A 25,149-nucleotide genomic window follows, 5' to 3' on the forward strand; every position below is an offset into this window, starting at 1 on the left:
GTGCTGGAGCTCGCGCCGATCATCGTGCGTGACAAGCTGCAATATGCCGGCGCTGTCGACAGCTATCTCGCGCCCGCCTCCGAGACCGGCGTCAAATCAGGCGTGCCGCTGGCAGAAGTGCCGCAGTCGATCTCCGTCGTGACCTCTACCGAGCTGGAGCGGCGCCAGCCCGCCCAGGTCGAGGACGCAATCAGGTTCACCCCCGGCATCAACCCCTCCACCTGGGGTACTGATGACCGGTTCGACCAGTTTTCGATCCGCGGCTTCGACATGGGCACCAGTGCGCTTTACCGCGACGGGCTGCCGAACAAGGCGCACAATTTCGCCAGTTTCAAGATCGACCCCTACATGCTGGACCGGGTCGAAGTGCTGCGCGGCCCGGCGGGTGTTCTTTATGGCTCCAACGACGCAGGCGGCCTGGTCAATCTGGTCACCAAGCGTCCCACATTTGAAAACGAAGGCTCTGCCTATGCCGGTTATGGCAGCTTTGGCACCGCCGAGGCCGGCGTGGACGTATCCCGGGTGCTGAATGCCGAGGGCACGCTGGCTGGGCGGCTGACGGTGCTGCTGCGCGACGGCGAGACCGAACTGGACAATTCCCACAACGACCGGAATCTGGTTGCGGGCAGCCTGACCTGGGCGCCCAGTGACGACACCAGCCTGACGGTGCTGATGCACCTGCAGCAGGACGAGCGGACCCCGCTGCAATGGGTGCCGCAAGCGGGTGTAGAGTATGACGCGGCCCTCGGCAGCCTGCCCGAGAACTTCTATACGCGGCAGTCGGGCTTCAATTCCTATGAGAGCGAAAGCGGCTCCATCGGCTGGGAATTCTCGCACCGCTTCGGCGACGGCTTCACCTTCAATCAGAAGACCCGCTATGCCCGCGACAAGATCGATTATCAGCACCTGTACCTCGCCTCGACCGACTTTGCGACCGGCAACATGGGCTATACCGCACAGGCCAACACCGAAGAGGCCTATAACCTGGGCTTCGACAACTACCTGGAATGGAAACGCGGCGGTAACAGCCTGATCGTCGGCGCCGACTACCAGCGCCGCAAAACCGAATACCGCCAGCACCTGGCCTATGGCGCTTATTCCGTCAGCTTCGCCAATCCGGTGTTCGATTTCAACGTCGCCTACCCGCCGCTGTCGGCACATAACCGGGAAGAGTATACTGAAAAAGGGATCTACCTGCAGAACCACCATAAGTTCAGCAACGGTCTGGCCGTCACCGCGGGCCTGCGCCGCAGCTGGTTCGAAAATGAAATCGACGATCTGCTGAATTCCACCGCCCAATCGCAGAAGAACGCAGCAACCACCGGCATGCTGGGCCTGACCTACGAGATGGCCAATGGCCTGACCCCCTACGTCAGCTATACTGAAGGCTTCGTCCAGAACTTCGGCAAGACCATCGCCGGCGCGCCTCTGGACCCCTCCGAAAGCAAACAGTGGGAAGCCGGTTTGCGCTATCTGCCGGAACACGGCAGCTATATGCTCAGCGCCGCCGTCTTTGACCTGCGCAAGACCAACGTGAAGGACTACGACCGCAACGACCCGACCTGGAGCAGCTTTACTCAGGAAGGCGAAATCCGCTCCCGCGGGCTTGAGCTGGAGGCCCGGGGCCGGATCACGGACAATCTGCAAGGTGTGTTCGGCTATACTTACCTGGACACCGAGATCACCAAATCTCTGGTTGCAGGCCTCACCGGAAACGACAACGCCATGGCGCCGCCGCATCAGCTGTCGCTGTGGCTGGACTATGATGCCGCGGCCCTGCTGCCGGGTCTCAGCATCGGCGGCGGCATCCGCTACAATGATGATGCCTTTGCCACCCAAAGCAACGCACGGGTGACGCCCTCCTACACGCTTGCCGATCTGGCCCTGCGCTATGAATGGCAGGAAATGGAGGTGAACCTGCGGGTCTCCAACCTGTTTGACAAGGGTTACGACAGCATCTGTTACGACGGCTACGGCTGCTCCCGCGGAGAAGGCCGCACCGTGTCCTTCACTATCGGCAAATCGTTCTGATCAAAAAAACAGCGGCACGGGGATAACCCGTGCCGCCTTTGTCCGGTCGGCAGCCGGGGCTTTTTCAGCCCCGGCTGCTGCCATTACGCGCCTGCAAAAGCCCGCTCCAGCGCCGCCTTGAAACGGCCATGGAACAGCTGGTCGCCGATGATGTGCAGATGGTTGGTGCCAGGCACCACTTCCGCCGGTTCGGCCCGCGGCGATACCTGCCGCCAGTCCACCAGGTTCAGACCCCGGCTCAGCGTGTCACCCGCACTGAAGGAGGCCACCGGCACATTCAGCTGCGCCAGCTGGTACTGGCGGAACACCAGCGCGTTGTCGATCAGCACCCAGAACGTATGCTCGCGGCTGGAAACCTCGGGGCCGTCAAAGGGCAGCGGCTCTGCCTCGTTGCCGATGAAACGCAGGAACTGGTCATAGCAGAGCGCATCCATCGCCCCGATCAGCGCATCCCACTGTGACCGCATCCTGGTCTTGCCCAGCCACGCCTGCAGCTCCGCTTCCAGCGTCTCCCGCTCGCCAAGAGCAAAGCCCGGCACCGCGCCAGGGGCAAAATCGCGGCCCAGATCGCAGACATCCACCATGCCGATCATCCGCAGATCCACCTCGCCCTGCAGCTGCCGCGCCGCCTCCCAGGCCAGAAGACCGCCCCAGCTCCAACCCAGAAATGCGCAGGGCCGCCCGGCGCTTTCCCGGCGGATATGTTCGACATAAGGCGCCACCACATCCTGCACTGACACGTTCAAATGCTTCTCTTCATTGAGCGAATGGCACAGGAAGCCGGTCACTGGCTGATCCTCTCCCAGAAATCCGGTCAGCCGCAGGTATTCGCGGGTCGACACCAGCAGCCCGGGGAAACAATACAGCATCGGTCGTGAGCCGGTACTGCGCAGCGCAATCGCCTGCCGCCCCGTGGCATCCCCTGCCTCAAGCCGCCGTGTCAGCGCCCGGACCGTCGGCGCATCAAACAAGTCCGCAATGGTCAGCGCAATGCCCGGCCAGGCTTTGCGCATGCGGGCCAGCACCTTCAACGCGGTCAGCGACCTGCCGCCCATGTCAAAGAAGTCATCGGTCACGCCCATTTCCGGATTGCCGATCTCATCCCGCCAAACCGCCAGCACCGCGGCTTCGGCCTCCCCGGCTGGGGCGGCACCTTCGCCGGCACGCCGCCGCACCCCCGGCAGCGGCAGTGCCGCCCGGTCAACCTTGGCATTGGGGTTGGTCGGCATCCGCTCCAGCACAACAATGGCCGAGGGCACCATATGCCGGGGCAGCTGCGCCTCCAGCGCCCGCATCAGCTGCTCCTCCTGTACGTCCCGCGGCGCCACAGCATAGCCGACCAGCCGCTTCTCGCCATCATCCTCGCGCAGAAGAACCAGCGCTTCGGATACCCCCGGCTGCTGCAGGAGAGCCGCCTCAATCTCGCCCGGCTCGATCCGGTAGCCATTGAGCTTCACCTGATGATCCACCCTACCGAGAAACTCGATGGTGCCGTCCTCGCGCCACCGCCCCAGATCGCCGGACCGGTACATCCGCGCGCCTGAACGCCCATCCAACTCCGGTGCAAAAGGGTCGGGAATGAACCGGTCCGCGGTGGTGCCGGGCCGGTTCACATAGCCGCGCGCAACCCCCTCGCCGCCCAGGTGGATCTCTCCCACCACCCCGACGGGGCACGGCATCAGCTGCGCATCCAGCACATAGGCGCGGCGGTTGCCCACTGCCCGGCCCAAGGGCGCATAGGCGCCTTCGAAACGGGTGCCCGCCCGCACCTTCCAGACCATCGGCGTCATGATGGTTTCGGTCGGCCCGTAACCATTGATCAGCAGGGGCGCCCGCAACTCCCGCGACAGCAGGTCAAAGGTTGCTTGCGCCAGCCCTTCGCCGCCGAATGAATAGAGCCGCATATCCGGCGCCTCGCCGGTTTCTTCCGCCCATTCCGCCAGCTGCTGCAGGTAGGTCGTCGGGATAGAGGCATTGTTGCAGCCGTATTTGCGCATCGCCGCAAAGCTCTGCTCCGGCGTCCACAGCACCCCGTCCGGGATCACCGCCGAACCGCCCATCATCAGAGGATTCATCCAGCGCTCATGCCCGCCATCCGAGGAGAACGGCAGGAACGGCAGCTCGCGGCTTTCGCTGCCCATCTCATAAACACGCGCCGTATCCTGCAGATGATCGCTGAGCGGTCCATGTTCCACCGCAACGCCTTTCGGCTTACCGGTGGAGCCGGAAGTATACATGATATAGGCCATCTGGTCCCGATGGATGGCGACATCCGGGTCCACCTCCGGCTGACCTGCCCCAGGATCATCGTCCAGGCACAGGATCCGGGCCTTGAGCCCCTCGGGCAGCTTGCCCAGGTGGCAGCGGCGGGTGATCACCGCCTGCACGCCTGCGTCGGTCAAAATGTGGTGATTGCGGCTTTCCGGATGGTCCGGCTCCACCGGGATATAAGCGCCGCCTGCCTTCAGCGCCGCCAGGATCGCCATCACCGCCTCGTTGCCACGTTCGACCATGACGGCCACCGGCACTTCGGTGCCAACCCCCAGCGCCCGCAACCGGTGCGCCAGCCGGTTGGCCCGGCGGTTCAGGGTGCCGTGGCTCCAGGCCTCGCCACCGCAGATCAGCGCCGTTTTGTCAGGCGTCAGGCAAGCGTGGCCGGCGATGATCTCATGCACCATGCGGGGATCGTTGACCGCGCTATCCTCATATGGCGCCGACAGCGTGTCCAGTTCCTCGCGGCTCAGCAAGGCAATCCGCCCTGCCGCTTGCTCCGGGTCCGCCAGCCCGGCATTCAGCACCCGCTCCAGATGCGTCAGAAAGCGCCCGATCAAGGCAGGCTCGAACAAGTCCCGCGCATAGCTGGCCCGCAGGATCACCCTGCCATCACCGCTCAGACGCATCAGCAGCATCAACTCCCCCTGCGCCGCAGGGTCCGGCAAAGTGCAGAACGCCAGCCCGTCCGGCAGCGGCACATCCCTGCGCACATGCAGGGTGACGGCTCCCAAAGGATGCCGGTCCGCACCCTCGCGGCGCAGCATGTCCTGCACCAGGAATTCCGAAGGCACTGCGCGCGCCCTGCCCCGCTCCAATTCCGTTTGCACCTGTTCCAGCACAGCTCCTGCGCTGCTGCCCGGATCAATTCGCAGCCGCAGCGGCAGGATGTCTTCACTGCGCCGCACCGCCTGCGCCTGTACGGAACCGGTTGCAAAGCGCAGATCCCCCTGCCCGCTGCAGCGTGACAACACAATACCAAGCGCAGCAGAGAAACGGGCTTCCGCTCCGGCGCTTTCCCTGTGCAGGGTTTTCGCCAGCGCCGGCTGCAGCACATGTTCTGCACGGCCCCGTGCGACGTCTTCGCTGCCGCCGTGCCGGTGCGGTAAGCGGGCAACCGCACAGGCCGTGTCCTCCAGCATCTCCCGCCAGCCAGGCAGCTGATCCCGGCCCGTTTCAGCTGCAGCCCCAACCGCTGGAAGAGCAACATCCGCCTCTCCCGTCAACGCGCGGGCAAAGCCCAGAGCCACAGCGTTCAGCACCCCTGCATCGCCAAAGGCCGGGTGCAAAGCCACGCCGAACAGATGGTCCCTGTCATCCGTTGCGACACAGGCAAAGGCCCCCGCGCCGCCGTCCAGATCAAAACGCATCCCGGCCAGCGCGGCCTCCAACGCCTTTGCCGGGCGTTCCGCCAGTCTAATCCGGTTCCTCTCCTGTTCAGAGCGGCGCATCTCGCCGCCCGCCTGCCGGTGAAGGCGGGCACAAAAAACCGGATGCGCTTCCAGGGCGGCTTCCGCGGCCTGCCGGACCTCTGCGATTTGCCAGCGCGCATCCGCCCTGAGCAGCAGAACCTGCACCCTGTAGGGCGCCAGCTGCCCCACTTGATCATGAGCGCAAACCTGTTTTTCACCCGGTGTCAGCTCCATCTCCGCATCTTCAAGCGCCAGTGTGCCGCTCATGCCATCGCCTCCTGCAGTGCTTCGGGACGCGGGTCGGTCCAGCGCGCCTCAATCTCCGCGAGGCAGGCGCTGCGGTCCGCAGGCGTGCTTTTGGCCTGCCATCCCGCAGGAACCGGCAGGTTTGCAGGCCAGACGGACCAGCGGCCTTCACTGTTGGTGACGCAGATCCATTGATCGGGTCCAGGTTGGGTCATCTTCGGGTCTCCATTCATCTCTTGTCCCCGGAAAGACGCAGCACCTTGCCCGCAATTCACCCCTCCCAGCAGAAAACTTGCACCTGGCTTGTGAATTTCCCCGCCCCGCCTGCGTCAAAGGTCAGGACAGACCCTCATCAGATAGAAGCCCCAGACCATGACCGCCTTGAACCTTGCCAGCCCGGATCTCCTCCGGACGCTGCTGCGCGCAGGCCTGCCCACCGCAGGCGGCCTGTCGATCAATGCCGCCCACCAGGGAGTGGACAGCTACTTTGTCGGCCAGCTGGGGCCGGAGGCGCTGGCCGCCGTCAGCCTGGCCCTGCCCCTCACCGGCCTCACCGCCGCGATTGGCGTGGGGCTCGGCATCGGCACCGCCGCTGCGGCCGGCCGCGCCCTTGGCGCCGGCCGCAAGCAGGAGGCCGCCCGCCTCGCCTCCGCCGCTATGGCGCTCTGCCTGCTGCTGGCCGCCCTGTTCGCTGCTGCGCTTTGGCTGGCCCGGCTGCCGCTGCTGGATGTGCTGGGCGCCACGGGAGCGGTGCGGGAGCCTGCCCTGCAGTACATCAGCATCCTCACCCTCTCGGCGGGGCTGGGAATGGTGCAAATCCTGTGCGATTTCACCGCAATCGGCAGCGGCCACGCCCGTTTCAGCCTTTTCAGCCTGATCTTCTGCTTCACGCTCAACATGGCGCTGGACCCGCTGCTGATCTTCACCGCGGGCCTCGGCGTGCGCGGTGCCGCGCTGGCCACCGTACTGGCCCAGCTTGCCACTCTCGCCCTCTATGGCTGGTACTTCACGTCTTCCCGCACCCCGTTGCGGCTGCGACCGCGCCTTTCCGGCAGCGCGCTTGCCCGCCTCTGGCCAGTTCTGCGCATCGGCCTGCCTGAGGCGGCCTCAGTGCTGGGGGCCAGCCTCGCCTTTCTGCTGCTCTACCGCCTGGCCGGCGAGCACGAGGGCACCGCTGGCCAGGCCGCCATGGGCATCGCCCTCAGGCTCTGGGTGCTCGCCACTCTGCCGGTCGAGGGTTTCTGTCTCGGCGCGCAGGCGGTGCTGGCTTATGCCGCCGGTGCAAACAATACCGCCCGCTTTGCCCGCGCGGCGCTCACCACCGCAGCCATCGCCACCGCCACCGCCAGCCTGTTTCTGCTGACGGGTCTGCTGGCCGCGCCGCAAATCAGCGCCCTGTTCACCCTTGATCCTGCGGTTCAGTCCCTTGCCGAACCCGCGCTGGCAGCGTTCGCTCTGTCACTGCCCGCAACCGCCTTGCGCCACGCGGCCCAAGTCAGCCTGCAAGCCACCGCCCGCGCCCGCGATGCCGCTCTCCTGGGCCTCGCACCGCTGGGCTGGCTGTTCCTGCCGCTCCTGTTCACTGCCGCCGGTTTTTGGGGCTTCGCCGGGCTTGCCCCAGCACTGTCGCTTGCGGCGTTCCTTACTGGCCTCGCCGCTGTCCTGATCCTGCTGCGCCTGCCGCACACTCCCCTGAAAGGTCTACCCGCATGAACGATCACTTTCCCTCCCCCCTGCCCGCCGCGTCCGACCGGCTCACACCCGATCTCATCGCCCCGCATGATCCCATGCCGCATGGCGCCTGTTCGGTGCCGGTGTTCCAGACCTCATCCTTTCTGTTCGACCGCTACGAGGACCTGGCCGCCGTCTTTGCAGGCGAGTCCAGCCGCTATGTCTACAGCCGCGGCAACAACCCTACGGTGGCTGAGCTGGAAAGCCTCATCGCCCGGATGGAGGGCGTGGAGGCAGCGCGCGGCTTTGCCTCCGGCATGGCGGCCATTGCTGCCGCGGTGATCCCCTTTGTGCAATCCGGCGACCGTATTGTGGCGGTCGAGAACCTCTATTCCGACGCTTTCCGTCTGTTCGAATGCTTGCTGAAGAAGTTTGGTGTGACCACCCAGTATGTGGACGGCACCGATACCCAGGCGGTGCTCGATGCGCTGCCAGGCGCCGCGTTGATTTATCTGGAAAGCCCAGCCTCCTGGAGCTTCACCACCCAGGATCTGCGCGCCATCGGTGCCGAGGCGCGCCGGCTGGGGGTGATCTCGGTGATCGACAACAGCTGGGCCACGCCGCTGTACCAGCGCCCGGCGGAATTCGGCATCGACCTGGTGGTTCACGCCGCCTCAAAATATCTCGCAGGCCATTCGGACACGCTGGCAGGCCTGATTGCAGGCCCCAAGGCGCTGCTTGCCCGTATCGACCACGAGGCTTATCATTTTCTCGGCGGAAAGCTTTCCCCCTTCGACGCCTGGCTGGTGCTGCGAGGCATGCGCACCCTGCATCTTCGAATGGCCCGCCACATGCAGAACGGGCTGGCGCTGGGGCGGGCCCTTTCTGCCCATCCCGCCGTCGCCCGCGTCCGCCATCCTGCTTTTGAGGCCAACCCGGGCAACGCCTGTCTTTCGGGCTATGGCGGGCTGTTCGCCTTTGATCTGAACAGCAGCGTCGACATTCCCCGTTTCACCAATGCGCTGAAAGTAGTGAAGATAGGCGTCAGCTGGGGCGGCCCGGAAAGCCTGGTGATCCCCGCTCAGGCCGCCCTGAGCCTTTCCGGTCCGGCCAATGTGTTCCAGCGTTTCGGCACCCCGACCGGATCGGTGCGCCTTGCTGCCGGCCTTGAAAACGCCGATGACTTGGTGGCGGATGTCCTGCAAGCCATCGCGGAGGCGCGCCAATGACATCGCTGCCCCCTGCCTGCGCCACCGGTGAGACCTGGACAGGCGCCCACTGGCACGACGTGGCCGACAGCGTGACCGGCGTCATCCGCCGTATCTTCATCTGGGTGCCTCCTGAAGAGCCCCCTGCCGACGGTTGGCCTGCCCTGTTCATGACAGACGGCAATGCGGTGATCGGCACCGCAATCGACGCCATGCGGGCACAGGCCTGTTATCCCTCTGGCACCAATGTCGGCTGGGGCGTGCTGATCGCCATCGGCTACCCGACGGACGGCGCCTATGACCCTTTCCAACGCAGCTGGGACCTCGGTCCGCCGCCAGGACAGACCTATCCTCCGTTCCACGAGGGCAGCGAACCGGTGCGCACCGGCGGTGGAGAAGAGATGGCCCGCTTCCTGCTGGAACAGGTTCTGCCGCTGGCAGAGGCCTGTGCGCCGCTCAACCCTGCGCACCGCGGATTGTTCGGGCATTCCTTTGGAGGGCTGTTTGCCCTGTGGCTGCTGTTCAACCAGCCGGGCACCTTCAGCCACTGGATCGCTGCCAGCCCTGCGATCACCTGGGAAGACAGCTTCCTGTTGCAGCATCTGATCCGTTTCGATCCCGGCCCGCACAGCCCCTATGTGCATCTCTCCGCAGGCGAATGGGAGGGCGCGCGCCTCGCCCCTTTCCAGACGGAGGCCGCAGAGGCCGCCGAACGGCTGGCCGAGAAGGAAAAGACCCGGACTATCGCCGCAGCACAGGACATGGCCGCCGCGCTGAACCAGCTTCCGGGGGTCAAATCTGACTATGAAACCTATGCCGGAGAAAACCACATGTCGGTTCTGCCTGTGGCAGTGAACCGCGCCATTCAAAAGGTGTTTGCCCTCAGTTAACACCCGATTTCATTGTGAAACTGTCTCCCGGCCCTGTCTTCAGGCGCCGGGTTTTCCGGTTTGAAAACAGGCTCCTCCGCGCATATCCGAAAAATACAGAATACCTGATTTTTTTGTAAATTTCCTCCGCCCTGCAGCGTTCTCAAAGCAGTCCCGGCGCACGCCCGCGCCGACCAGCAAACGGAGGACCCAGCGTGTCATTGGATAACGCCTCAGATCACACCCCGCCCCATTGGGCCCGGCCCGGACCCGGCAGTGTCACGGTTTACAGCCAGGGCACCGCGCAAGACATCGCCGTCACGGACCATGGCGGCGGCAAACTGCAGCTCGCGGCGCCCGCCAGCCCGCTCAGCCTGGCCGCCCTGCTGGCTGCCTGCGAGGCCCTGACCAGCCACGCGGCCGAGGAAGTGCTGGTCCTGCTGAAACGGGAAGACTTCGCCTCTCTCGAACAGGAACTGCTCTCCACCGGTGCTGCCAGCCTGCTGGACGGCAGCTGGCTAGCAGTCTTTCCAGAGATGCTCTGGCAGGTTCCGGACCTATGGCTGGCGCAGCCGCCCCGCAGCTACCCGCAGGCGCAGGTGGCCGGGCCGCATGGCAGCCACCCGCTGCGGCCGCCCAAGCCGTCAGGCCTCCTCTACCATCGCCGCATCCCCTGGCTGCAGCAGACCTTCTCGCTGCGCGCGCTGGATCCTGCTGCGGACCTGGAGTTGTTCCACGCCTGGATGAACGACACGCGCGTCGCCGCCTTCTTCGAGGAATCCGGAACCCTGGAATACCACCGGAACTACCTCTCCCGGATGCAGACTGATCCGCATATGATGCCGGTCCTTGGCTGCCTCGACGGACGCCCTTTTTGTTACTTCGAACTCTATTGGGCCCGTGAAAACCGCATCGGTGCCCATTACCCTGCCGGCGACTGGGACCGCGGCTGGCATGTGCTGGTGGGTGACCCCGAAGCCCGCGGCGCCGACTACGTCACCACCTGGCTGCCCTCGCTGATGCATTACATGTTCCTGGCGGAGCCCCGCACCCAGGCGCTGGTTGGCGAACCCGCAGCCAGCCACACCCAGCAGCTGCGCAACCTGACCCGATCCGGCTTTGCCGCAGTCAAGGAGTTCGACTTTGCCCACAAGCGCGCAACGCTGGTGCGGCTGGAGCGGGAGCATTTCTTTCAGGCCCGCCTCTGGTCCCGCCCCAGCCCCGCAGATCCTGGCCGTCCGCTGCAACTGTCCCCCTTTGCCCAACTGAACCCCGGAGAAACCCGATGATCGAACCGCAACACATCCACGACATGATCGGTGTGGGCTTCGGCCCTTCAAATCTGGCACTGGCCATTGCCCTGCAGGAACGTGCGCAGGCCGGGGCGCCAAAGCTGGACGCCCTCTATCTGGAAGCCAAACCCCGCTTTGCCTGGCACCCGGACATGCTGCTTGAAGGCTCGGACATGCAGGTTTCCTTCATCAAGGATCTGGTCACCCTGCGCAATCCCGCCAGCCCCTACTCCTTCCTCAGCTACCTGCATGCACGGGGCCGGCTTGAGCGCTTCGTCAACCGAAAGAGCTTCTTTCCTAGCCGGCAGGAGTTCAACAGCTACCTCGTCTGGGCCGCTGCGCAGTTAGAAGACACCTGCCGCTATGGCCAGCGGGTGACCGGTGCCGAACCCGTCCAGGACCCCGGCGGCACCGGCGAGGTCCTGGCCGTCACCGCCGAGGACGAGACCGGCAGGCAGATCCGCTACCTGACCCGGGATCTGGTGCTGGCCATCGGCGGCAAGCCTGCCATCCCGGACACTTTTGCTGCGCTGCAAGACCACCCCGGCGTGGTCCACAGCTCCAGCTACCTCAGTGCCGTCAAGCCCAGGCTGGCGGCAGCGGACAAGCCGCTGAAAGTGGCGGTCATCGGCTCGGGCCAGAGCGGTGCCGAGATTTTCATGGACCTCGCCAATGACCCGTCCCGGCCCCAAGTGGACTTCATCTTCCGCAGCCACGCGCTGAAGCCTTCGGACGACAGCCCATTCGTGAACGAGATTTTCGACGCCAGCTTCACTTCCCACGTCTACCAGCAGCCTGCAGACCAGCGCCGGGCGTTGATGGCGGAGTATTCCAACACCAACTACGCAGTCGTGGACGGCGATCTGATCGACCAGGTTTACGGGTTGTTCTACGAACAGGAAGTGGCCGGCGGCTCTGCTTACAGGCTGCTGCGCAGCACCTGCGTCACCGCTGCAGCAGCCAGCGGGCAACAGACGCAGCTGACCTTGCAACCGACTCAGGGTGGTGAAACCCGCAGCGACGCTTATGACCTAGTCATTCTGGCAACGGGCTACCGCCGCCGTCTGGGAGAAACCCTGCTGGCCGGGCTGGAGCCGCACGTGCATTTTGAAAGCCCGGACCGGAACTACCAGATGCGGACCTGCGGGACCTTCCACCCCCGCATCTTCCTGCAGGGTTACTGCGAAGAGACCCATGGGCTGAGCGATACCTTGCTGTCGGTTCTGGCGGTGCGCGTGGATGAGATTGCCGAAGCACTCCTGACGCCGCAGCCCGCACAGCTCGCCGCCGCGGAATAGCTCGCCTCCGGCGGCCCGCAACAGCGGGCCGCACACCCGTTAACGGCAATTACCCGCCAATTTCACACGCGAGGATTGACCTAGCATCCCACCTGGCTGATAACGGGAGCGCAACCCAGGGCCTGCACGCCCAAAGGCAGTTTTCCCAAAAAAACATCACCTTTCCGGACATTTATCCGGGTTCATACCGATGGGATTGCCATGCCGGATCATCCACGACCGCGCGTCTGTGAAGACTTGATTGAAGAACTTGTCAGCCACCGCAGGCTGCATCTGTGTTCCGCCCTGAAACTGGTAGGCTCGCTCGACGCCGCCGAAGACGTGATCCAGAACACTGCCTTGAAATGCCTGTCTTTCAAGCCCGGCAACCTGCCGGACAAACCCCGGCCCTATGTGGCGCGGATGGTGCGCAATACGGCCATCGACTACCTGCGCAAATCGCGCCGTGAGATCCCCACGGATTTCGGGGACGAGGGCCAGCTGGCAGCGGCCGGCGTGACTCCATTGTGCGGACGGGCAAGCCTTGAAAGCAAACAGGCGCTGCAAGCGGTTGTCCAGAGCCTTGCAGACAGCCCGCCGCGGAACCGCGACGTATTCCTGCGTCACCGGCTGGCCGGCGTCCTGCAAAAAGAAATTGCAGAGGAGCTTCAAGTCTCCCGCGCGTTGATCAATGTGATCGTACGCAATGTCCAACAGCGCTGTGCCGACGGACTGAAAGGGGCAAGTTAGATTGGCGTCAAGCTTCTCCTAATGAATGGCTTTGATCGGCTTTGCCGCGTGAATCGGGTGATGGGATTCATCCCGCGATTCCAGCATGATAGCTGGGAACCATGAGCAGTTGGTCCCCGACGAGGTACAAGATCACGAACTGGCCTTCGTACAGCGAGCCATTGATGCGCCATTGGTTCAAGCACAATGGCGAGCGCACTAAAGCAACGCGGATCGCTTTCAGTCTTGATTGATCCCGGGGTGACCCGGCATTAATCAGTGCGTACATCGTTACATCTGCAGCATGACGGCTTACAGCCGAGCTGTTTGAACAACTCTATCTGTTTTCCTGATTTGGTCTGCTCCGCCTTAATTCTGCAGCTGCGGCAAAAATTGCGGCATCACAGGTATCTCTACGATCACCGTGCGCTTATTGCCAAGGCGCTCTTTGCCCGAAGGCGAGGACGAGATGGTCGATGGGCAGCAGAAGCTTCGGGGCATGTGTTTGACTGGCGGCCATACGGCTTGTACCGGCAAAGGTTCCGGAACTAATTCAGGCAGAACCTGAAGCAGGCGTTCATCCTTCAGGTCTTCGTAGACGATGAACATCGGCAGAAGCGCTATCCCAAGACCTTCCAGAACCATGCCGCGCATCGCTTCGCCGTTGTTCATCATGACCCTGGAAGGGATCGGCGGGTCAGCCGGCTTGTCAAACTGCCAGATTTCACCCAGCCGCTTGTTCTGACATCCAATCGCGGCATGTTCTCTAAGTTGCCCGGGCTTAATGATCGGCCCGTGCTTTTCGAGATAATCAGGGCTTGCGACGATCGCTCGCGGATCCTCGCAAAGTTTGCGAACAACCAGGGTGCTGTCCGGCATCGCACCGACGCGGATAGCGGCGTCAAATCCGGGCCGCCCCAAGTCAACCTTTGAATCATCGTATTCGATAATGACCTCAAGGTTTGGGTGCAGGCTGGCAAACTTGGCGGCCATTCGACCTACGTGACGGGTCCCAAAGCTCATCGGAGCTGAAATCCTCAACCGGCCATGCAAGCCATGATCATCCGCCGCCACCCACTCGGTGGCAGCTACGAGTTCACTGAATGTAGGCCGAACGCTCTCGGCGCGCGCACTGGCAGCATCCGTGGCGCTGATCCGGCCTGCATGGCGTGTAAACAGGGCGACGCCAAGGCCTTTTCGAGATCGCTGATCCGTTTGCTAATGACAGACTTTTGAAAGGCCAGCCCGTGTAGCAGGTTCGGAGATGGAACCCGTGTCCACCATACTGAGGAAGGTTTCGATTTCATTTATGTTCCAGCGCATATGTTCAGAATAAACATTTTTCCTAAATGCGGGAAAAGGTTCCGTCCGCTATTTTCGAATACTGCGTTGCTGCCGCGACCGCTTCAGGCATCGGCCACCGCGTCGTTGCGGACGCTGATTTCGCAGGTGCGGATCGTTCCGGACGCTGATACGCCGGGCGGACATCCACTTAAAATTGCTGAGGAATTGTCGGGGATCATGGCGTTGGATCAGCCTGAATCGAAGAAGCCCCCGCTGGTGGCGAGGGCTTGGTCGGAAACGGTGGTTGCCGGAGCAGGATTTGGACACTGTTTCATGCAGGCTCCTTAACCTTCAGTCTGCAACGCGGCCCAGAAGTGAAGCAGGGCCCTTCTGAACAAATGTTCCAGCCATGGGCTACCAATGAGAACAGACATCACACCGGGGCAAACATCGGACTATTTGGGTTTTGATCTTGTGGTGGCGGACAACCTCCCCGAACCTCGGATGTTGCTCGCTGACCGGGGCTATGACGCTGATCGCATTCGCAAAGCCATGAGCCAGTGCGATATTCTCACCCAAATCCCAATGCGCAAGACACGGAAGATGCGGGTCGGCGTGGATCGTGGGCTATATAGGCTGAGAAACATGGTTGAACGGTGCTTCAACAAACTCAAAAATGCCCGCCGCGTCGCCACGCGATACGACAAAACCGCTGAAAGCTACCTCGGCTTCGTTGATATCACATCTATCCGCATTTGGCTCCGCCATTTGTCAACATGACCTAATCGGCCAGATTTTTTAAAAAACGCTAATTCAATGTTCTTAGGTATGCCAACAGGTCGCTGATCTGCTGTTCCTTTTTCAATCCCGGGAAGGCCATCTTTGTGCCTGGAAGATGTTTCTTTGGTGCCGCTAGGAATCCCGTCAGCTGTTCCTCGTCCCAAGAGAATTCCGCCTCCTGCATTGCAGAGGAGTATTTGTACCCTTCGACCGCCCCCGCAGGCCTGCCCCAGATACCAAACATTGTCGGCCCGACTTTCTTCTTACCCTCCTCCACTGCATGGCAGGCGGCACATTTCTTGAACACTTTTTCACCTGCGGCCGCATCACCATCTGCCGCTGCGGCTTGGCCACTGCCAATTCCTAGGATAACGGCCAGTAGAATGTTCCTCATCACTTCGTTCCTTTCGTGGTTTTGACATCCATCATTGAGTGTTTTGGGTGAGATAGACTTCGGCGCGGCTCTTTGCTGAGAGCGGGCGCATGGCTTGGGAACCAGCCCAAACGAGGCAAGCGGCCTTCACGACCTCAGCTGCGATGTAAACCAAATGAAGCGAGCTTTCCTTCACCGGCTGACCTGCAATGATGGCCAGGGTGCGCTCGTCCAGAACTGGCAGGATCCACAATCTTTGCAGAGCAAAAGCTGCAAATGCGGCAACCAATTGCCAGCTGGCCATCCGCTTGGACGCAAGGAGCAGGGCCAAAATGAGAAAGGCGCAAACTGCTTCAGCCACTCCCAGCCATTGAAATTGCATTCGGCCCACATCCAGGGCCACCGGCAAAGTAAGAGAGGGTGCCTGAAATTTGGCCGGCGCTGCAATCAGGTTTCCGGCAATCGCCGCTCCGGACCATATGAAGATGATCGCAACCAAAGGCTTAGCCACATCAACCGGTGACTGCCCGGCAAAGGTTTCCAAACCGCTTCTGTTCGCGAAAAAACCCATCAGTGCGCCTCCTTCTCACTCTGAAGAACTGCGTCGCTCGCGGTCACGGTCCGCATCTGCGGTTTGGAAGCCGCACGCCAATACCCGTAGCCCATGATCCCCGCACCCGCAAAAGCGTTGCCCAGAGTGACGAAAGTGAGGTTATGAGCCGCACCCGCCAGCGAGATGCTCTCCGGGTGATCAGACAGCAACGCAACCGAGAAGACCGTCATATTGGCGACGCTGTGCTCGAAACCCGCAGCAATGAATGCGTAGAGGCACCAGAAGATGACGATGCATTTGGTTACATCATCCTTGGACCGTGCCGCACACCACAGGGCGAGGCAGACCAGCCAGTTGCACAGGACCGCCTTGGCAAAAAGCTGCGGTGCTGATCCGTGCATCTTCTTGGCGGCGACCTTGTACAGAAGCGCGTCTTCGCCGGCGCCCAGGATCAGGCCCCCGCCCCCTATCACAAACAACGCCGCCAGAAGTATCGCGCCAACCAGGTTGGCGGACCAACTTGCCGCCCAGCAGCAGGCAAGGTCTTTCAGGCTGCTGGTGCCGGTCAGCAATCCATGCGTCATATACATGGTGTGGCCGGTAAACAGCTCCGCTCCGGCAAAGACCACCAGCGTCAGTGCGATGCCAAAGCTTGCCCCCATGACAATCGGGCGGAAGGCCCCCTCGACGCCCTGCCCCACCGAGAAGATCAATAGGATTCCTGCGCCGACAAAGGCGCCGGCCTTGAGCGCCAGGATCAGGAAAGCCAGTGGATCGGTGCGCAGGTTCTGGCTTTTCTTTTGCGCCAGCTGCGCAAACCCAAGGACAGTATCGGAATAAGTCATGTCAGTTCATGCTCCGCATTTGGTGCATCCGTCAGTGCTCAGCGGCAGCCAGCGCGGATGTCCGAACAAAACCGGGATGGCCCAAAGGCAGGCCAGAGCCGCGGCAAGATAAAGAAAGGCAAAGCCAAGATCCTGCTGCGCGGACACCAGATAAGAATTGCAGATGCGGACAGGCGCATGAGTGTAAAGGAAACCCAAGACCCCTAGCATCGACAGCGCATTGGCCTTAATGAACCCGCGCAGGATCGGACCCAGCCAAGGCCAGGACAGCCGCAGTGGCAGTCCCAGCAACAATGGCAGCGATGCGTATTTGACCAGCTCGCCCGCTGGCGTCAGCGCCCAGTCCACATTGAGCGGCAGCATCCAGAACAGTAAGGCCGTCAGGGCTGTCAGAAGCAGCGGCACCGCCCAGTGGCGCGGCACACTCAAGTGCCACCCGGCCACCGCTCCAGCTAACACCAGCAAGGGCATCTGCACCAAAACATGCTGAATCGGACTGCTAACAGCTGCCTCCCGCAGGGCAACGGCTTCGGCCAATGCAAGCAGTCCCAGGCAAATCATCCTCATGGCTGAACCTCCTGCAGATGGGCAGCCACCGCCTCCACCGCATCAGTATCAAAGACAGCAGAGAACCGGCCGCTGCCGTCAATCACATGGATTGCCGCGTTGTGCTGGTAGCCGCCCCATTCATCAGGGATGACTGTCACATCAAACAATTCCAGAAGCCCGTCCAAGTCACTTTCTTCCGGCCGGGCGACGGTCCACACTGCGCCATCTGCCTCATGGGCATCGCCGTAGATGGCCATCTGCTCCGGAGTGTCCCGCTGCGGGTCAAAGCTAACGGAGATCAGCCGTGCCTTCACATCCTGAGCCTGCAACCGGCCGCGGACCTCGGCAAAATCCGCCGCCGCGATCTGGCAGATGTCACCGCAGACCGTGTAGATGAACTCAACCAGCACCACCTCGCCCTCCTGCGGCAGCAGCGGCACGCGCTGGCCGGACATGTCTTCCAGTGTCACACCCGGCACCGGGCGGGGCGACCGGGCGACGTCCAGCCGCCGGGCCGTTTCGCTTGTGAAGGCGCGCGCCCCGTCCGTGGCGTGCCACAGGATCCCGCCGCCGATCAGGGCGGCGAGAAATGATGGGAATGCGCGCGCCAGCATCAGTTGCTGCTCCGGCCCAAGCGCGCCACAAACCGCAGCACAAAGATCAGGGTTCCCAGCACCACCAGCGCGCTGAAGGCTGTACCGATGCGGTCATGAGTAAGCCATTCCTCGTAATGCACCGCCCAGCGGCGCGGGATTGAGGCGGCACCGGAGAACAGAAAGACGATGACAAACCCGGCAGCGCCAGCGAGATAGGTGGCAAAGGCCGCGCGGTCCAAACCGTCCATCTGCGAGATGGTCTTGCCGCGCACCAACCAAGCCATGAAACCAAAGGCCATCGCAACTTCACCCAGCAACAAGTAGGTGTGGAAATGGCCCGGCACCCACATGGTGTTGTGCATCACCTTATTGACACTGATCATCCCGTCGATCGACGCCGGGATCGACCCTACGGACCAGCCCGCCACCGACAAGACCAGAAGCGAAGAGGCCAGATCCCAGGTCAATTTGGAGCCGCGCACATAGAGAAAGGTGGAGAAGGCCGTAACTGCGATCAGAGGAATGCCGCTGAAGTAGGAGACCAACTGTCCCACCACCAGCATCCAGGGCGGCATTACCACATCCTGCAGCAGGTGGTGCCAGTAGACCGCCATCACGAAGATCAGCACCGCGTTCCAGGCGATCGCGAACACCCGGTTCGATTTCCAAGGGCGGCCGGTGTATTCCGGCAGGATCTCATAGACTGCGGTCACCGCCATGTAGATCGAGGCGTTGATGAAGACATGGCCGAAGAAATAGATCAGGTTCTTGGCCAAAAGCGCGTCGACCTCAAACCCCGGCACCAAGAGATGCACCAGGCTGGCCACCAGAACGGCCGCCCCCAGAATGATGCCGATGGAGTTAAAGATGGTAACGGCTGCAGCGGCTACGATGGTGGGAGGCGGCGGATTGCTGTCCTCGCGCCCCAGGATCAAGTTCCAGCCCAGCGCCCGCGCAAGGCTGCCGTAACGGGCATGGATCTGGCGGCCGAGCTCCAAATAGTAAAGCAGGAAGCCAACCCCAATCGACACATAGCCCAGCATAAAGGCCGCCGCCGCGCCCGCCTCCCACGCGCCGCCGGACAGGGCAGGCAGCGGGAACAGGAAGGTCCATGCACCGCCATAACCGCCGACGAAGATGGCGCCAAGGATCAGCACGACACCCAGCAGGAACAGGCCAAGAAAGGCCAAGAAGATGCCGGCCGTCAGTACGACATGACGACCGCAGAAATACCACATGATAGCCGCCCCTGAGAGCGCGGCGGTGCCAACCATGCCTGCGCCATGTGCGGTCAGAATCTGGTAGAACAAGGCCGGATCCAGTTCTATCCACTGGCCTTGGGCCGCACGCATGATCAGTCCGAAAACCATCATCAGCGCGAAAACCGCACCTGACAGGATCATGGTCAGCTTGACAGCGCCGGCTTGAGGATTGGGCTGAGGCACGGCAGCAGCCCGATCAGCCACAGCAGATTCAGATGCAGTGTTCATTTATTCCTCCACCGCTACAACTTCGAATTCATTGACCATGTCGTGGTGGGCCACCCCGCAGAACTCCATGCACAGGAGCTGGTAGCTGCCCGGTTCGGCGAACGTATAGGTGACCTTGGTTGTGTAACCGGGAATCGCTTGGACCTGGGTCAGCAGCGTCAGCTCACTGTCATAGATACCCATGCCGTGGGTGACGTCCTCGGTCGTGACGTTGAAGTTGACCGGCTTCCCAACCGGAATTTCGGTGGTGTCGATATCCCACCACCACTGACCGCCACTGACACTCACTTCCAGCGCATCGCCGGTACTGGCCAACGCGTGCGGCCAGCTGCGCAGAGAGCCTACGGACACGATTACACCGAGAACCACCATCGCCCAAATCAGGCCGGTGCGTTTACTGTTGGCATTTGGCCCGGGGGCTTCGCCCTGCGAAGCCCTGGCTGCCATGTAGAAGACCGCTGACAGCAATGCCATCAGGATCAGCGAGATCAAAAGAACAACTGGCTGCATGTGCCGCTCCCTTTAATAAGTATTTATAATGCTTATTATTGAAAGGCATCGATACATGTCAATGAAATACGTATTTCCAATACGTGTTTTTTGTGAGAAGAGTGCTTATGCAGATTTCAAAGTTTTCAGACTACGCACTTCGCATCCTGATCCACCTCTCCACCCATGAGGAGGGGCTAATGTCTACGCGTGAAATTGCGGAGATGCAGAAGCTGCCCTTCAACCACCTGGCCAAGATTTCCCAATGGCTGACTCATGAGGGCTACGTGGAATCAGTGCGCGGGCGCAACGGGGGCATGCGGATGGCACTGCCGCCGGAGGCTATATCAATCGGCGGGCTGCTGCGTAAGTCTGAGCGCGGCACACCGCTGGTTGAGTGCATGAAGGAAGATGGCGGCTGCTGCGTGATGACCCCGGCCTGCGGCCTATTGCCGATCCTGACCGAGGCACAGGAAGTGTTCTTTGCCGCACTAGACAGCAAGACCCTGCAGAATGTTCTGGAAGGAAACCGAGGAATGAAGAACCTGATTCGGGCGTTGGAAGCTGGCCGAGGCGCTGCTTGAAGCCATTCATACGCAAAATATTTGCGTATCATTCTGCAAACTACCTACTTGGCAGCCCCCGAAATCGGGCCCTCCAGAGACTGATTTTCCCACGCGTCGAAGGCCACCGACAGGTGCCAGGCCTTGAAGCCGATGTACCCGGTCAGCAAGGCCAGTATCAGCAGATACATAGCCCTGCGGAACCGTGGGTTTTCCTCAGCCTGGGGCATTTTCGCCGTTCCACAACAGATAAAGCGTCAGCATCCGGATCTGCATATCGCTCAGGCGACCTTCCCAGGCAGGCATGACACCTTGCCTTCCGTAGTAGACACTCTGGTAGATGTCCTCCCTGCCGCCGCCGTAGATCCAATGGCCATCTCCCAGATCCGGCGCACCGTTTTCATAGCCTCCGCGGCCGTCTTCGCCGTGGCAGGCGGCACAGTTTTCTTCAAAGACTGCCCTGCCCGCCTCAGCCGCCTCTGCATCATGCTCTTGACCGGAAAGCGACAGCACAAATTCCGTCACCTCCTTGACCTGCGGCTTTTCGATCATCCCATCCGCCCCAAAGGCCAGCATCTGGGCGATGCGGGTCTCATCATGTGCCGCATTGATGCCATAGCGGATCGTGTATTCGATCTCCTCCGGCGATCCCGACCACAGCCAATGGCCGTCAGCCAGATTCGGAAAGCCAGGCTGCCCCTTCAGATTTTCCGTATGGCAGGCGGCGCAATTGTCTGCATAAAGCTTGGAAATGGCCGCGCCATAGCGCTCCTCCAGCGACGGATCGGCGGCCATCGCTTCAATATCCTCCGATGTGAAAGGCGAGAAAGCTTGTTCGCGGTCCGCCTCTGCTTCCTTCAGTGAGGCCGTGACTTCAGCCCTTGAGGAATACCCGAGCGCCCCTTTGGCGTAGTCCCTCACAGCGGGAAAAGACGGGTAGAACACCCAAAATACGGCGGCCACTGCAATACTGCCCCACAGCGACCATCGGGCGGCCCAAGGGACCGGCGTGTCCAGTTCCTTGATCCCGTCCCACTCGTGACCAGTCAAGTCCGTACCCGAGACCGGATCCTTTTCTCTTAGCGCCATGGTTGGTCCTCCCGCCCATCCAGCGGAGACTGCGCCGCATCGTCATACATGCGGCGCCGCGAGGGCCAGTAGACCCAAACCACGGCCGCCAAGAATACACTCAGCAGATAGATAGCGCCCCAGGTTTTGGAGAAGACGAGAACTGCATCATGGGTCATCGGTTAACCTCCTCGGGGTTCAAAGAATCGAAATCAACGAGCGTTCCCAGCATCTGCAGGTAGGCCACCAGCGCATCCATTTCTGTCAGACTTCCCGGCTGGCCGTCGAAATCGCGCACCTGCACATTTGCGCCGTAACTCTCCTGCAGTTCGCCTTCGTAATTCTGCTCGAAATCTGCCTGCCAGACCGCGTCCTTTTCGGCATTTTCGATCTGCGCTTCTGTGTAGGGTACACCTGCCCGGCTCAGCGCCTTCAGTGCGGCGGGCAAGTGACCGGTCTGCAGCCTGTTTTCGGACAGAAAGGCATAGCCGGGCATCACAGATCCGGGGACCAGTTCACGCGGCGCCTCCAGATGGGCCACATGCCAGTCGTCCGAGTATTTGCCGCCGATCCGGGCCAGATCAGGCCCGGTGCGCTTCGAGCCCCATTGGAACGGGTGGTCATACATGCTCTCGGCGGCCAGGCTGTAGTGCCCGTAACGCTCCACGTCCGAGCGCAGGGTACGGATCATCTGGCTGTGGCAGGCATAGCACCCCTCGCGCACATAGATGTCGCGCCCGGCCAACTCCAATGGCGTATAGGGCCGCATGCCTTCGACTTCCTCCACCGTGTTTTCGATTGTAAACAGCGGTGCAATTTCGACAATGCCGCCGATCGAGGCCACCAGCAGGATCATCATGGCAAATCCCAGCGAGTGGCGTTCAAGTTTCTGATGTGCTGTGCTCATAGGCGTTACTCCGCAGGCTGAGCCAAGGGCCCGGTTTGCCGGGATTGTGTTTTCCGCGGACCGCTCACCGTCATGTAGATGTTGTAGGCACCGATGCAGGCCCCGATCAGATAGAGCAGACCGCCGACTGCACGGGCCACATAGTAGGGGTGCATCTCGATCACACTGTCGAGGAAGGAATAGAGGAAAGCGCCATCCGCATCATAGGTCTGCCACATCAGCGATTGTGTAATGCCGCTGTTCCACATCGCACCGACGTAGATCAGCGTGCCTGAGAGGGCGAGCCAGAAGTGCCAGGCCTCCAGTTTCAGCGAATAGACGCCCTCGCGTTTCCAGACCCAAGGCACCATTTTGTACATGGCGCCAAAGGTGATAAAGGCCACCCAGCCAAGCGCCCCCGCATGCACATGGCCCACGGTCCAGTCAGTATAATGGCTCAGCGAATTGACGGGACGGATCGCCATGAAGGAGCCTTCAAACGTCGACAGCCCGTAGAACAGGATCGCCACCATCATGAAGCGCACAGCCGGATCGGTGCGCACCTTGTCCCAGGCGCCGTTGATCGTCAGGATACCATTGAAGACCGAGGCCCAGCTGGGCACCAGCAGGATGATCGACATGCTCATGCCCAGGTACTGCACCCAATCCGGCAGCGCCGTGTAATGCAGGTGGTGCGACCCGGCCCAGAGGTAGAGAAAGGTGATCCCCCAGAAGCCGACTATTGACATCCGATAGGAATAGACCGGCCGGTTCACCGCCTTGGGCAGGAAATAGTAGAGCATGCCCAGGAAGCCTGCAGTCAGCAGGAACCCGACCGCATTGTGGCCGTACCACCACTGCGTCATCGCATCCTGGGTGCCGGCAAACAGCGAATAGCTCTTGGGGTAGGCAATCGAGACCGGAACCGAGAGGTTGTTCACCGTGTGCAGCATCGCAATCACCACGATGAAAGCGAGATAGTACCAGTTGGCCACATAAATATGCGGCTCAGCCCGCCGTGCCAGGGTCCTGAGGTACAGGGTCAGATAGCCAACCCAGACCACCAGCAGTAATAGGTCTGCATACCATTCCGGTTCAGCGTATTCCTTGGACTGAGTGATGCCCAGCGGGTAGCCTGATGCAGCCAGCACCAGGAACAGGTTATACCCCCAAAACACTAGCCATGGCAGCGTCTCGCTGGCCAGCCGTGCCCGCGAGGTCCGCTGCACCACATAAAAGGAGGTGGCGATCAGCGCGTTGCCCCCAAAGCCGAAGATAACGCCGGAGGTATGCACCGGCCGCAGCCGTCCGAAGTTGGACCAGGACATATCGCCATTGAGCGAGGGGATGGCCAGTTGCCACGCAAGAATGTCACCAACGGCAAAACCGATTATTCCCCAGATCAAAGCAGCAATGACACCGAAGCGGATGACTTTGTCGTTATACTCTAAAGGCACCTCTCCCGGCCCGTCACTGATCCGGTTCAGCATCCACATGATGCCCCAGCCTGCGGCCAGCGCGATCAGCCAGCCGTGCAGCACATAGCCCAGCGGAACGCCCCAGCCCAGAATGGCAAGCCCGCCCAAGAGCACGGCAAATAAAGCGCCGAAAATGACGCCATCCTCTATGCTTAGATTACGTTGCATCGGATACCTCCTGCCGATGGAACCGGACTTCGAATTCCACTGCGCCAAGCGCCTCGACCGAATGTATTTCCTGCGGGGCAAAGATGGCGGTTCCGCCCGCTTCGACAATCACCTCTGCCTTGTCTTCCCGCCGGAACAGCAGCCGGCCGCTTTGCACCGACAACTGACCCCAGACGCCCGCCTTGGTGCTGTGATCCTTACGCAATTTCTCCGGAAGGGTGTCCTGCGTAAACCGCGAGGTGGCGTAATGCACCGCGCCTTTGGGAAGAGCCTCAGCCATTCATGCATCTCCATGGAACAGATCCGCGTAGGCATGCCAGGTGGCATAGCCAAGCAGCGGAAAGACAATTGCAAGCCCCAGCAACCCGGTCAGAATGCCCAGGGCGGTCAGGAAGGTGATGGCAGCGCCCCACCAGACGCAGAGCCGGAAATTATGGGTGGCCGCATTGAAGCTCAGCCCCATGGCCGAGAAGCCGTCGATCTCGCGATCCACCAGCATCGGCACTGAAAACGCCGAGACCGCAAAGCCAAGCGCTGCAAACAGCCCGCCCGTCAGCGAACCCGCGATCATTAGCACCCACCCCGCCTGCGTGCTGAGCAGCAATTGCAGGGTTTCGATGAAACCGGCAAAGGGACGCAGACCGTACACGATGGCAAACAGCACCGTGGCGGCGCGGATCCAGGTCAGGGCAAAGACCATCAGGATGGCCCCCACCAGCGCGATCTGCCCTTTTGAGGCTACCTCGCGCCGCCCGCGGGCCACTGCGTAGAGCCCAACCGTGGCAACCGGCCCGATCAGCACCCCGCCCGCCAGCAGCGGCAGCAACATCCAGCCGGTCCCGCTCGCTGAAAGAAGCCAGATCAAAGCCCAGCCCCCTAGAACCAGTGCCATCCCGTACCCAAGGGAAAACCCGGGGTTCGCGCGAAGATCCCGCCAACCGGCAACCAGCCAGCGTTTCACCACCTGCCCCGGATCCTCCTGGATAACCCTTGCTTTGGAATAGACGCCTGCAGTCATTTT

Annotated in this window: 25 protein-coding genes and 1 pseudogene; 9 read left to right on the top strand and 17 right to left on the bottom strand. The window is 61.7% G+C overall.

Annotated features, from left to right (window positions below; genetic code table 11):
• Nucleotides 1-2,031 (top strand): TonB-dependent siderophore receptor, encoded by a 2,031-nt coding sequence (locus tag K3557_RS13365; protein ID WP_259994474.1) that lies wholly within the window; start codon nucleotides 1-3, stop codon nucleotides 2,029-2,031.
• 83 nt (nucleotides 2,032-2,114) lie between these two features.
• On the opposite strand, the gene K3557_RS13370 is transcribed toward K3557_RS13365, so the two are convergent.
• Together K3557_RS13370 and K3557_RS13375 are read right to left on the bottom strand one after the other, a co-directional pair.
• Complete coding sequence (locus tag K3557_RS13370) at nucleotides 2,115-5,981, bottom strand: amino acid adenylation domain-containing protein (RefSeq protein ID WP_259994475.1); 3,867 nt, start codon at nucleotides 5,979-5,981, stop codon at nucleotides 2,115-2,117.
• Nucleotides 5,978-6,175: an MbtH family NRPS accessory protein gene (locus K3557_RS13375; protein ID WP_259994481.1), complete on the bottom strand. Its 198-nt coding sequence runs from the start codon at nucleotides 6,173-6,175 to the stop codon at nucleotides 5,978-5,980. The genes K3557_RS13370 and K3557_RS13375 overlap by 4 nt, the downstream gene beginning before the upstream one ends.
• A 157-nt stretch (nucleotides 6,176-6,332) precedes the next feature.
• Here K3557_RS13375 and K3557_RS13380 point away from each other — a divergent pair, with 157 nt between their 5' ends.
• From K3557_RS13380 to K3557_RS13405, 6 genes are all read left to right on the top strand, one after another.
• A complete protein-coding gene (locus K3557_RS13380) occupies nucleotides 6,333-7,673 on the top strand; it encodes an MATE family efflux transporter (RefSeq protein WP_259994490.1) in 1,341 nt (446 codons plus the stop codon).
• Nucleotides 7,670-8,860, top strand: coding sequence for a PLP-dependent transferase (locus K3557_RS13385; protein ID WP_259994491.1), 1,191 nt, complete (start codon nucleotides 7,670-7,672; stop codon nucleotides 8,858-8,860). Before K3557_RS13380 ends, K3557_RS13385 begins: the two co-directional genes overlap by 4 nt.
• Nucleotides 8,857-9,729, top strand: coding sequence for an alpha/beta hydrolase (locus tag K3557_RS13390; protein ID WP_259994492.1), 873 nt, complete (start codon nucleotides 8,857-8,859; stop codon nucleotides 9,727-9,729). Before K3557_RS13385 ends, K3557_RS13390 begins: the two co-directional genes overlap by 4 nt.
• A 194-nt stretch (nucleotides 9,730-9,923) precedes the next feature.
• Complete coding sequence (locus K3557_RS13395) at nucleotides 9,924-10,997, top strand: GNAT family N-acetyltransferase (protein ID WP_259994493.1); 1,074 nt, start codon at nucleotides 9,924-9,926, stop codon at nucleotides 10,995-10,997.
• Entirely contained in the window at nucleotides 10,994-12,298 is a 1,305-nt protein-coding gene (locus tag K3557_RS13400) for a lysine N(6)-hydroxylase/L-ornithine N(5)-oxygenase family protein (RefSeq protein WP_259994494.1), read from the top strand. The genes K3557_RS13395 and K3557_RS13400 overlap by 4 nt, the downstream gene beginning before the upstream one ends.
• 237 nt (nucleotides 12,299-12,535) lie before the next feature.
• Entirely contained in the window at nucleotides 12,536-13,027 is a 492-nt protein-coding gene (locus K3557_RS13405) for a sigma-70 family RNA polymerase sigma factor (RefSeq protein ID WP_259994495.1), read from the top strand.
• 348 nt (nucleotides 13,028-13,375) lie between these two features.
• Here the strand turns inward: K3557_RS13405 and K3557_RS13410 are convergent, their stop codons facing one another.
• Complete coding sequence (locus K3557_RS13410) at nucleotides 13,376-14,029, bottom strand: substrate binding domain-containing protein (protein WP_259994496.1); 654 nt, start codon at nucleotides 14,027-14,029, stop codon at nucleotides 13,376-13,378.
• Nucleotides 14,030-14,701: 672 nt separating this feature from the next.
• On the opposite strand from K3557_RS13410, the pseudogene K3557_RS13415 reads away from it, so the two are divergent.
• Nucleotides 14,702-15,070: pseudogene (locus K3557_RS13415) on the top strand (transposase); the annotation flags it as partial.
• Nucleotides 15,071-15,098: 28 nt separating this feature from the next.
• On the opposite strand, the gene K3557_RS13420 reads toward K3557_RS13415, so the two are convergent.
• The 7 genes from K3557_RS13420 to K3557_RS13450 are packed head-to-tail and all read right to left on the bottom strand — an operon-like array spanning nucleotide 15,099 to nucleotide 19,986.
• On the bottom strand, nucleotides 15,099-15,464 hold the full coding sequence (locus K3557_RS13420; protein ID WP_259994497.1) for a cytochrome c family protein: 366 nt from the start codon (nucleotides 15,462-15,464) through the stop codon (nucleotides 15,099-15,101).
• Nucleotides 15,465-15,495: 31 nt separating this feature from the next.
• A complete protein-coding gene (locus K3557_RS13425; RefSeq protein ID WP_259994498.1) occupies nucleotides 15,496-16,014 on the bottom strand; it encodes a hypothetical protein in 519 nt (172 codons plus the stop codon).
• Nucleotides 16,014-16,841 (bottom strand): formate/nitrite transporter family protein, encoded by an 828-nt coding sequence (locus tag K3557_RS13430; RefSeq protein WP_102877042.1) that lies wholly within the window; start codon nucleotides 16,839-16,841, stop codon nucleotides 16,014-16,016. Before K3557_RS13430 ends, K3557_RS13425 begins: the two co-directional genes overlap by 1 nt.
• A gap of 6 nt (nucleotides 16,842-16,847) precedes the next feature.
• Nucleotides 16,848-17,408, bottom strand: a complete 561-nt coding sequence (locus K3557_RS13435) for a hypothetical protein (RefSeq protein WP_259994501.1) — start codon at nucleotides 17,406-17,408, stop codon at nucleotides 16,848-16,850.
• A complete protein-coding gene (locus K3557_RS13440) occupies nucleotides 17,405-18,004 on the bottom strand; it encodes an SCO family protein (protein ID WP_259994503.1) in 600 nt (199 codons plus the stop codon). The genes K3557_RS13435 and K3557_RS13440 overlap by 4 nt, the downstream gene beginning before the upstream one ends.
• Entirely contained in the window at nucleotides 18,004-19,476 is a 1,473-nt protein-coding gene (locus K3557_RS13445) for a cbb3-type cytochrome c oxidase subunit I (RefSeq protein ID WP_259994505.1), read from the bottom strand. Before K3557_RS13445 ends, K3557_RS13440 begins: the two co-directional genes overlap by 1 nt.
• Nucleotides 19,477-19,986 carry a cytochrome C oxidase subunit I gene (locus tag K3557_RS13450; RefSeq protein WP_259994508.1) on the bottom strand — a complete coding sequence of 170 codons (510 nt, stop codon included), beginning with the start codon at nucleotides 19,984-19,986 and terminating at the stop codon, nucleotides 19,477-19,479.
• Nucleotides 19,987-20,093: 107 nt separating this feature from the next.
• Here K3557_RS13450 and K3557_RS13455 point away from each other — a divergent pair, with 107 nt between their 5' ends.
• Nucleotides 20,094-20,549: an Rrf2 family transcriptional regulator gene (locus K3557_RS13455; RefSeq protein ID WP_014875439.1), complete on the top strand. Its 456-nt coding sequence runs from the start codon at nucleotides 20,094-20,096 to the stop codon at nucleotides 20,547-20,549.
• A 44-nt stretch (nucleotides 20,550-20,593) separates the two neighbouring features.
• On the opposite strand, the gene K3557_RS13460 is transcribed toward K3557_RS13455, so the two are convergent.
• The 7 genes from K3557_RS13460 to K3557_RS13490 are packed head-to-tail and all read right to left on the bottom strand — an operon-like array spanning nucleotide 20,594 to nucleotide 25,146.
• Nucleotides 20,594-20,719 carry a hypothetical protein gene (locus K3557_RS13460; protein ID WP_259994510.1) on the bottom strand — a complete coding sequence of 42 codons (126 nt, stop codon included), beginning with the start codon at nucleotides 20,717-20,719 and terminating at the stop codon, nucleotides 20,594-20,596.
• A gap of 25 nt (nucleotides 20,720-20,744) precedes the next feature.
• The gene (gene ccoP, locus K3557_RS13465) at nucleotides 20,745-21,617 is read right to left on the bottom strand and encodes a cytochrome-c oxidase, cbb3-type subunit III (protein WP_259994511.1); all 873 of its coding nucleotides are present in this window, start codon (nucleotides 21,615-21,617) and stop codon (nucleotides 20,745-20,747) included.
• Nucleotides 21,608-21,775 carry a cbb3-type cytochrome c oxidase subunit 3 gene (locus tag K3557_RS13470; protein WP_014875441.1) on the bottom strand — a complete coding sequence of 56 codons (168 nt, stop codon included), beginning with the start codon at nucleotides 21,773-21,775 and terminating at the stop codon, nucleotides 21,608-21,610. The genes ccoP and K3557_RS13470 overlap by 10 nt, the downstream gene beginning before the upstream one ends.
• Nucleotides 21,772-22,503, bottom strand: coding sequence for a cytochrome-c oxidase, cbb3-type subunit II (gene ccoO, locus K3557_RS13475; RefSeq protein ID WP_102859016.1), 732 nt, complete (start codon nucleotides 22,501-22,503; stop codon nucleotides 21,772-21,774). Before ccoO ends, K3557_RS13470 begins: the two co-directional genes overlap by 4 nt.
• 5 nt (nucleotides 22,504-22,508) lie before the next feature.
• Nucleotides 22,509-24,128, bottom strand: a complete 1,620-nt coding sequence (gene ccoN, locus K3557_RS13480) for a cytochrome-c oxidase, cbb3-type subunit I (RefSeq protein WP_259994512.1) — start codon at nucleotides 24,126-24,128, stop codon at nucleotides 22,509-22,511.
• Entirely contained in the window at nucleotides 24,118-24,408 is a 291-nt protein-coding gene (locus K3557_RS13485) for a DUF1971 domain-containing protein (RefSeq protein ID WP_259994515.1), read from the bottom strand. Before K3557_RS13485 ends, ccoN begins: the two co-directional genes overlap by 11 nt.
• The gene (locus K3557_RS13490; RefSeq protein ID WP_072503354.1) at nucleotides 24,409-25,146 is read right to left on the bottom strand and encodes a DUF2189 domain-containing protein; all 738 of its coding nucleotides are present in this window, start codon (nucleotides 25,144-25,146) and stop codon (nucleotides 24,409-24,411) included.
• Between the last annotated feature and the right edge of the window lie 3 nt (nucleotides 25,147-25,149).

It is taken from the genome of Leisingera sp. M523 (assembly GCF_025141335.1).
In the GTDB taxonomy this organism is placed as follows: Bacteria; Pseudomonadota; Alphaproteobacteria; order Rhodobacterales; family Rhodobacteraceae; genus Leisingera.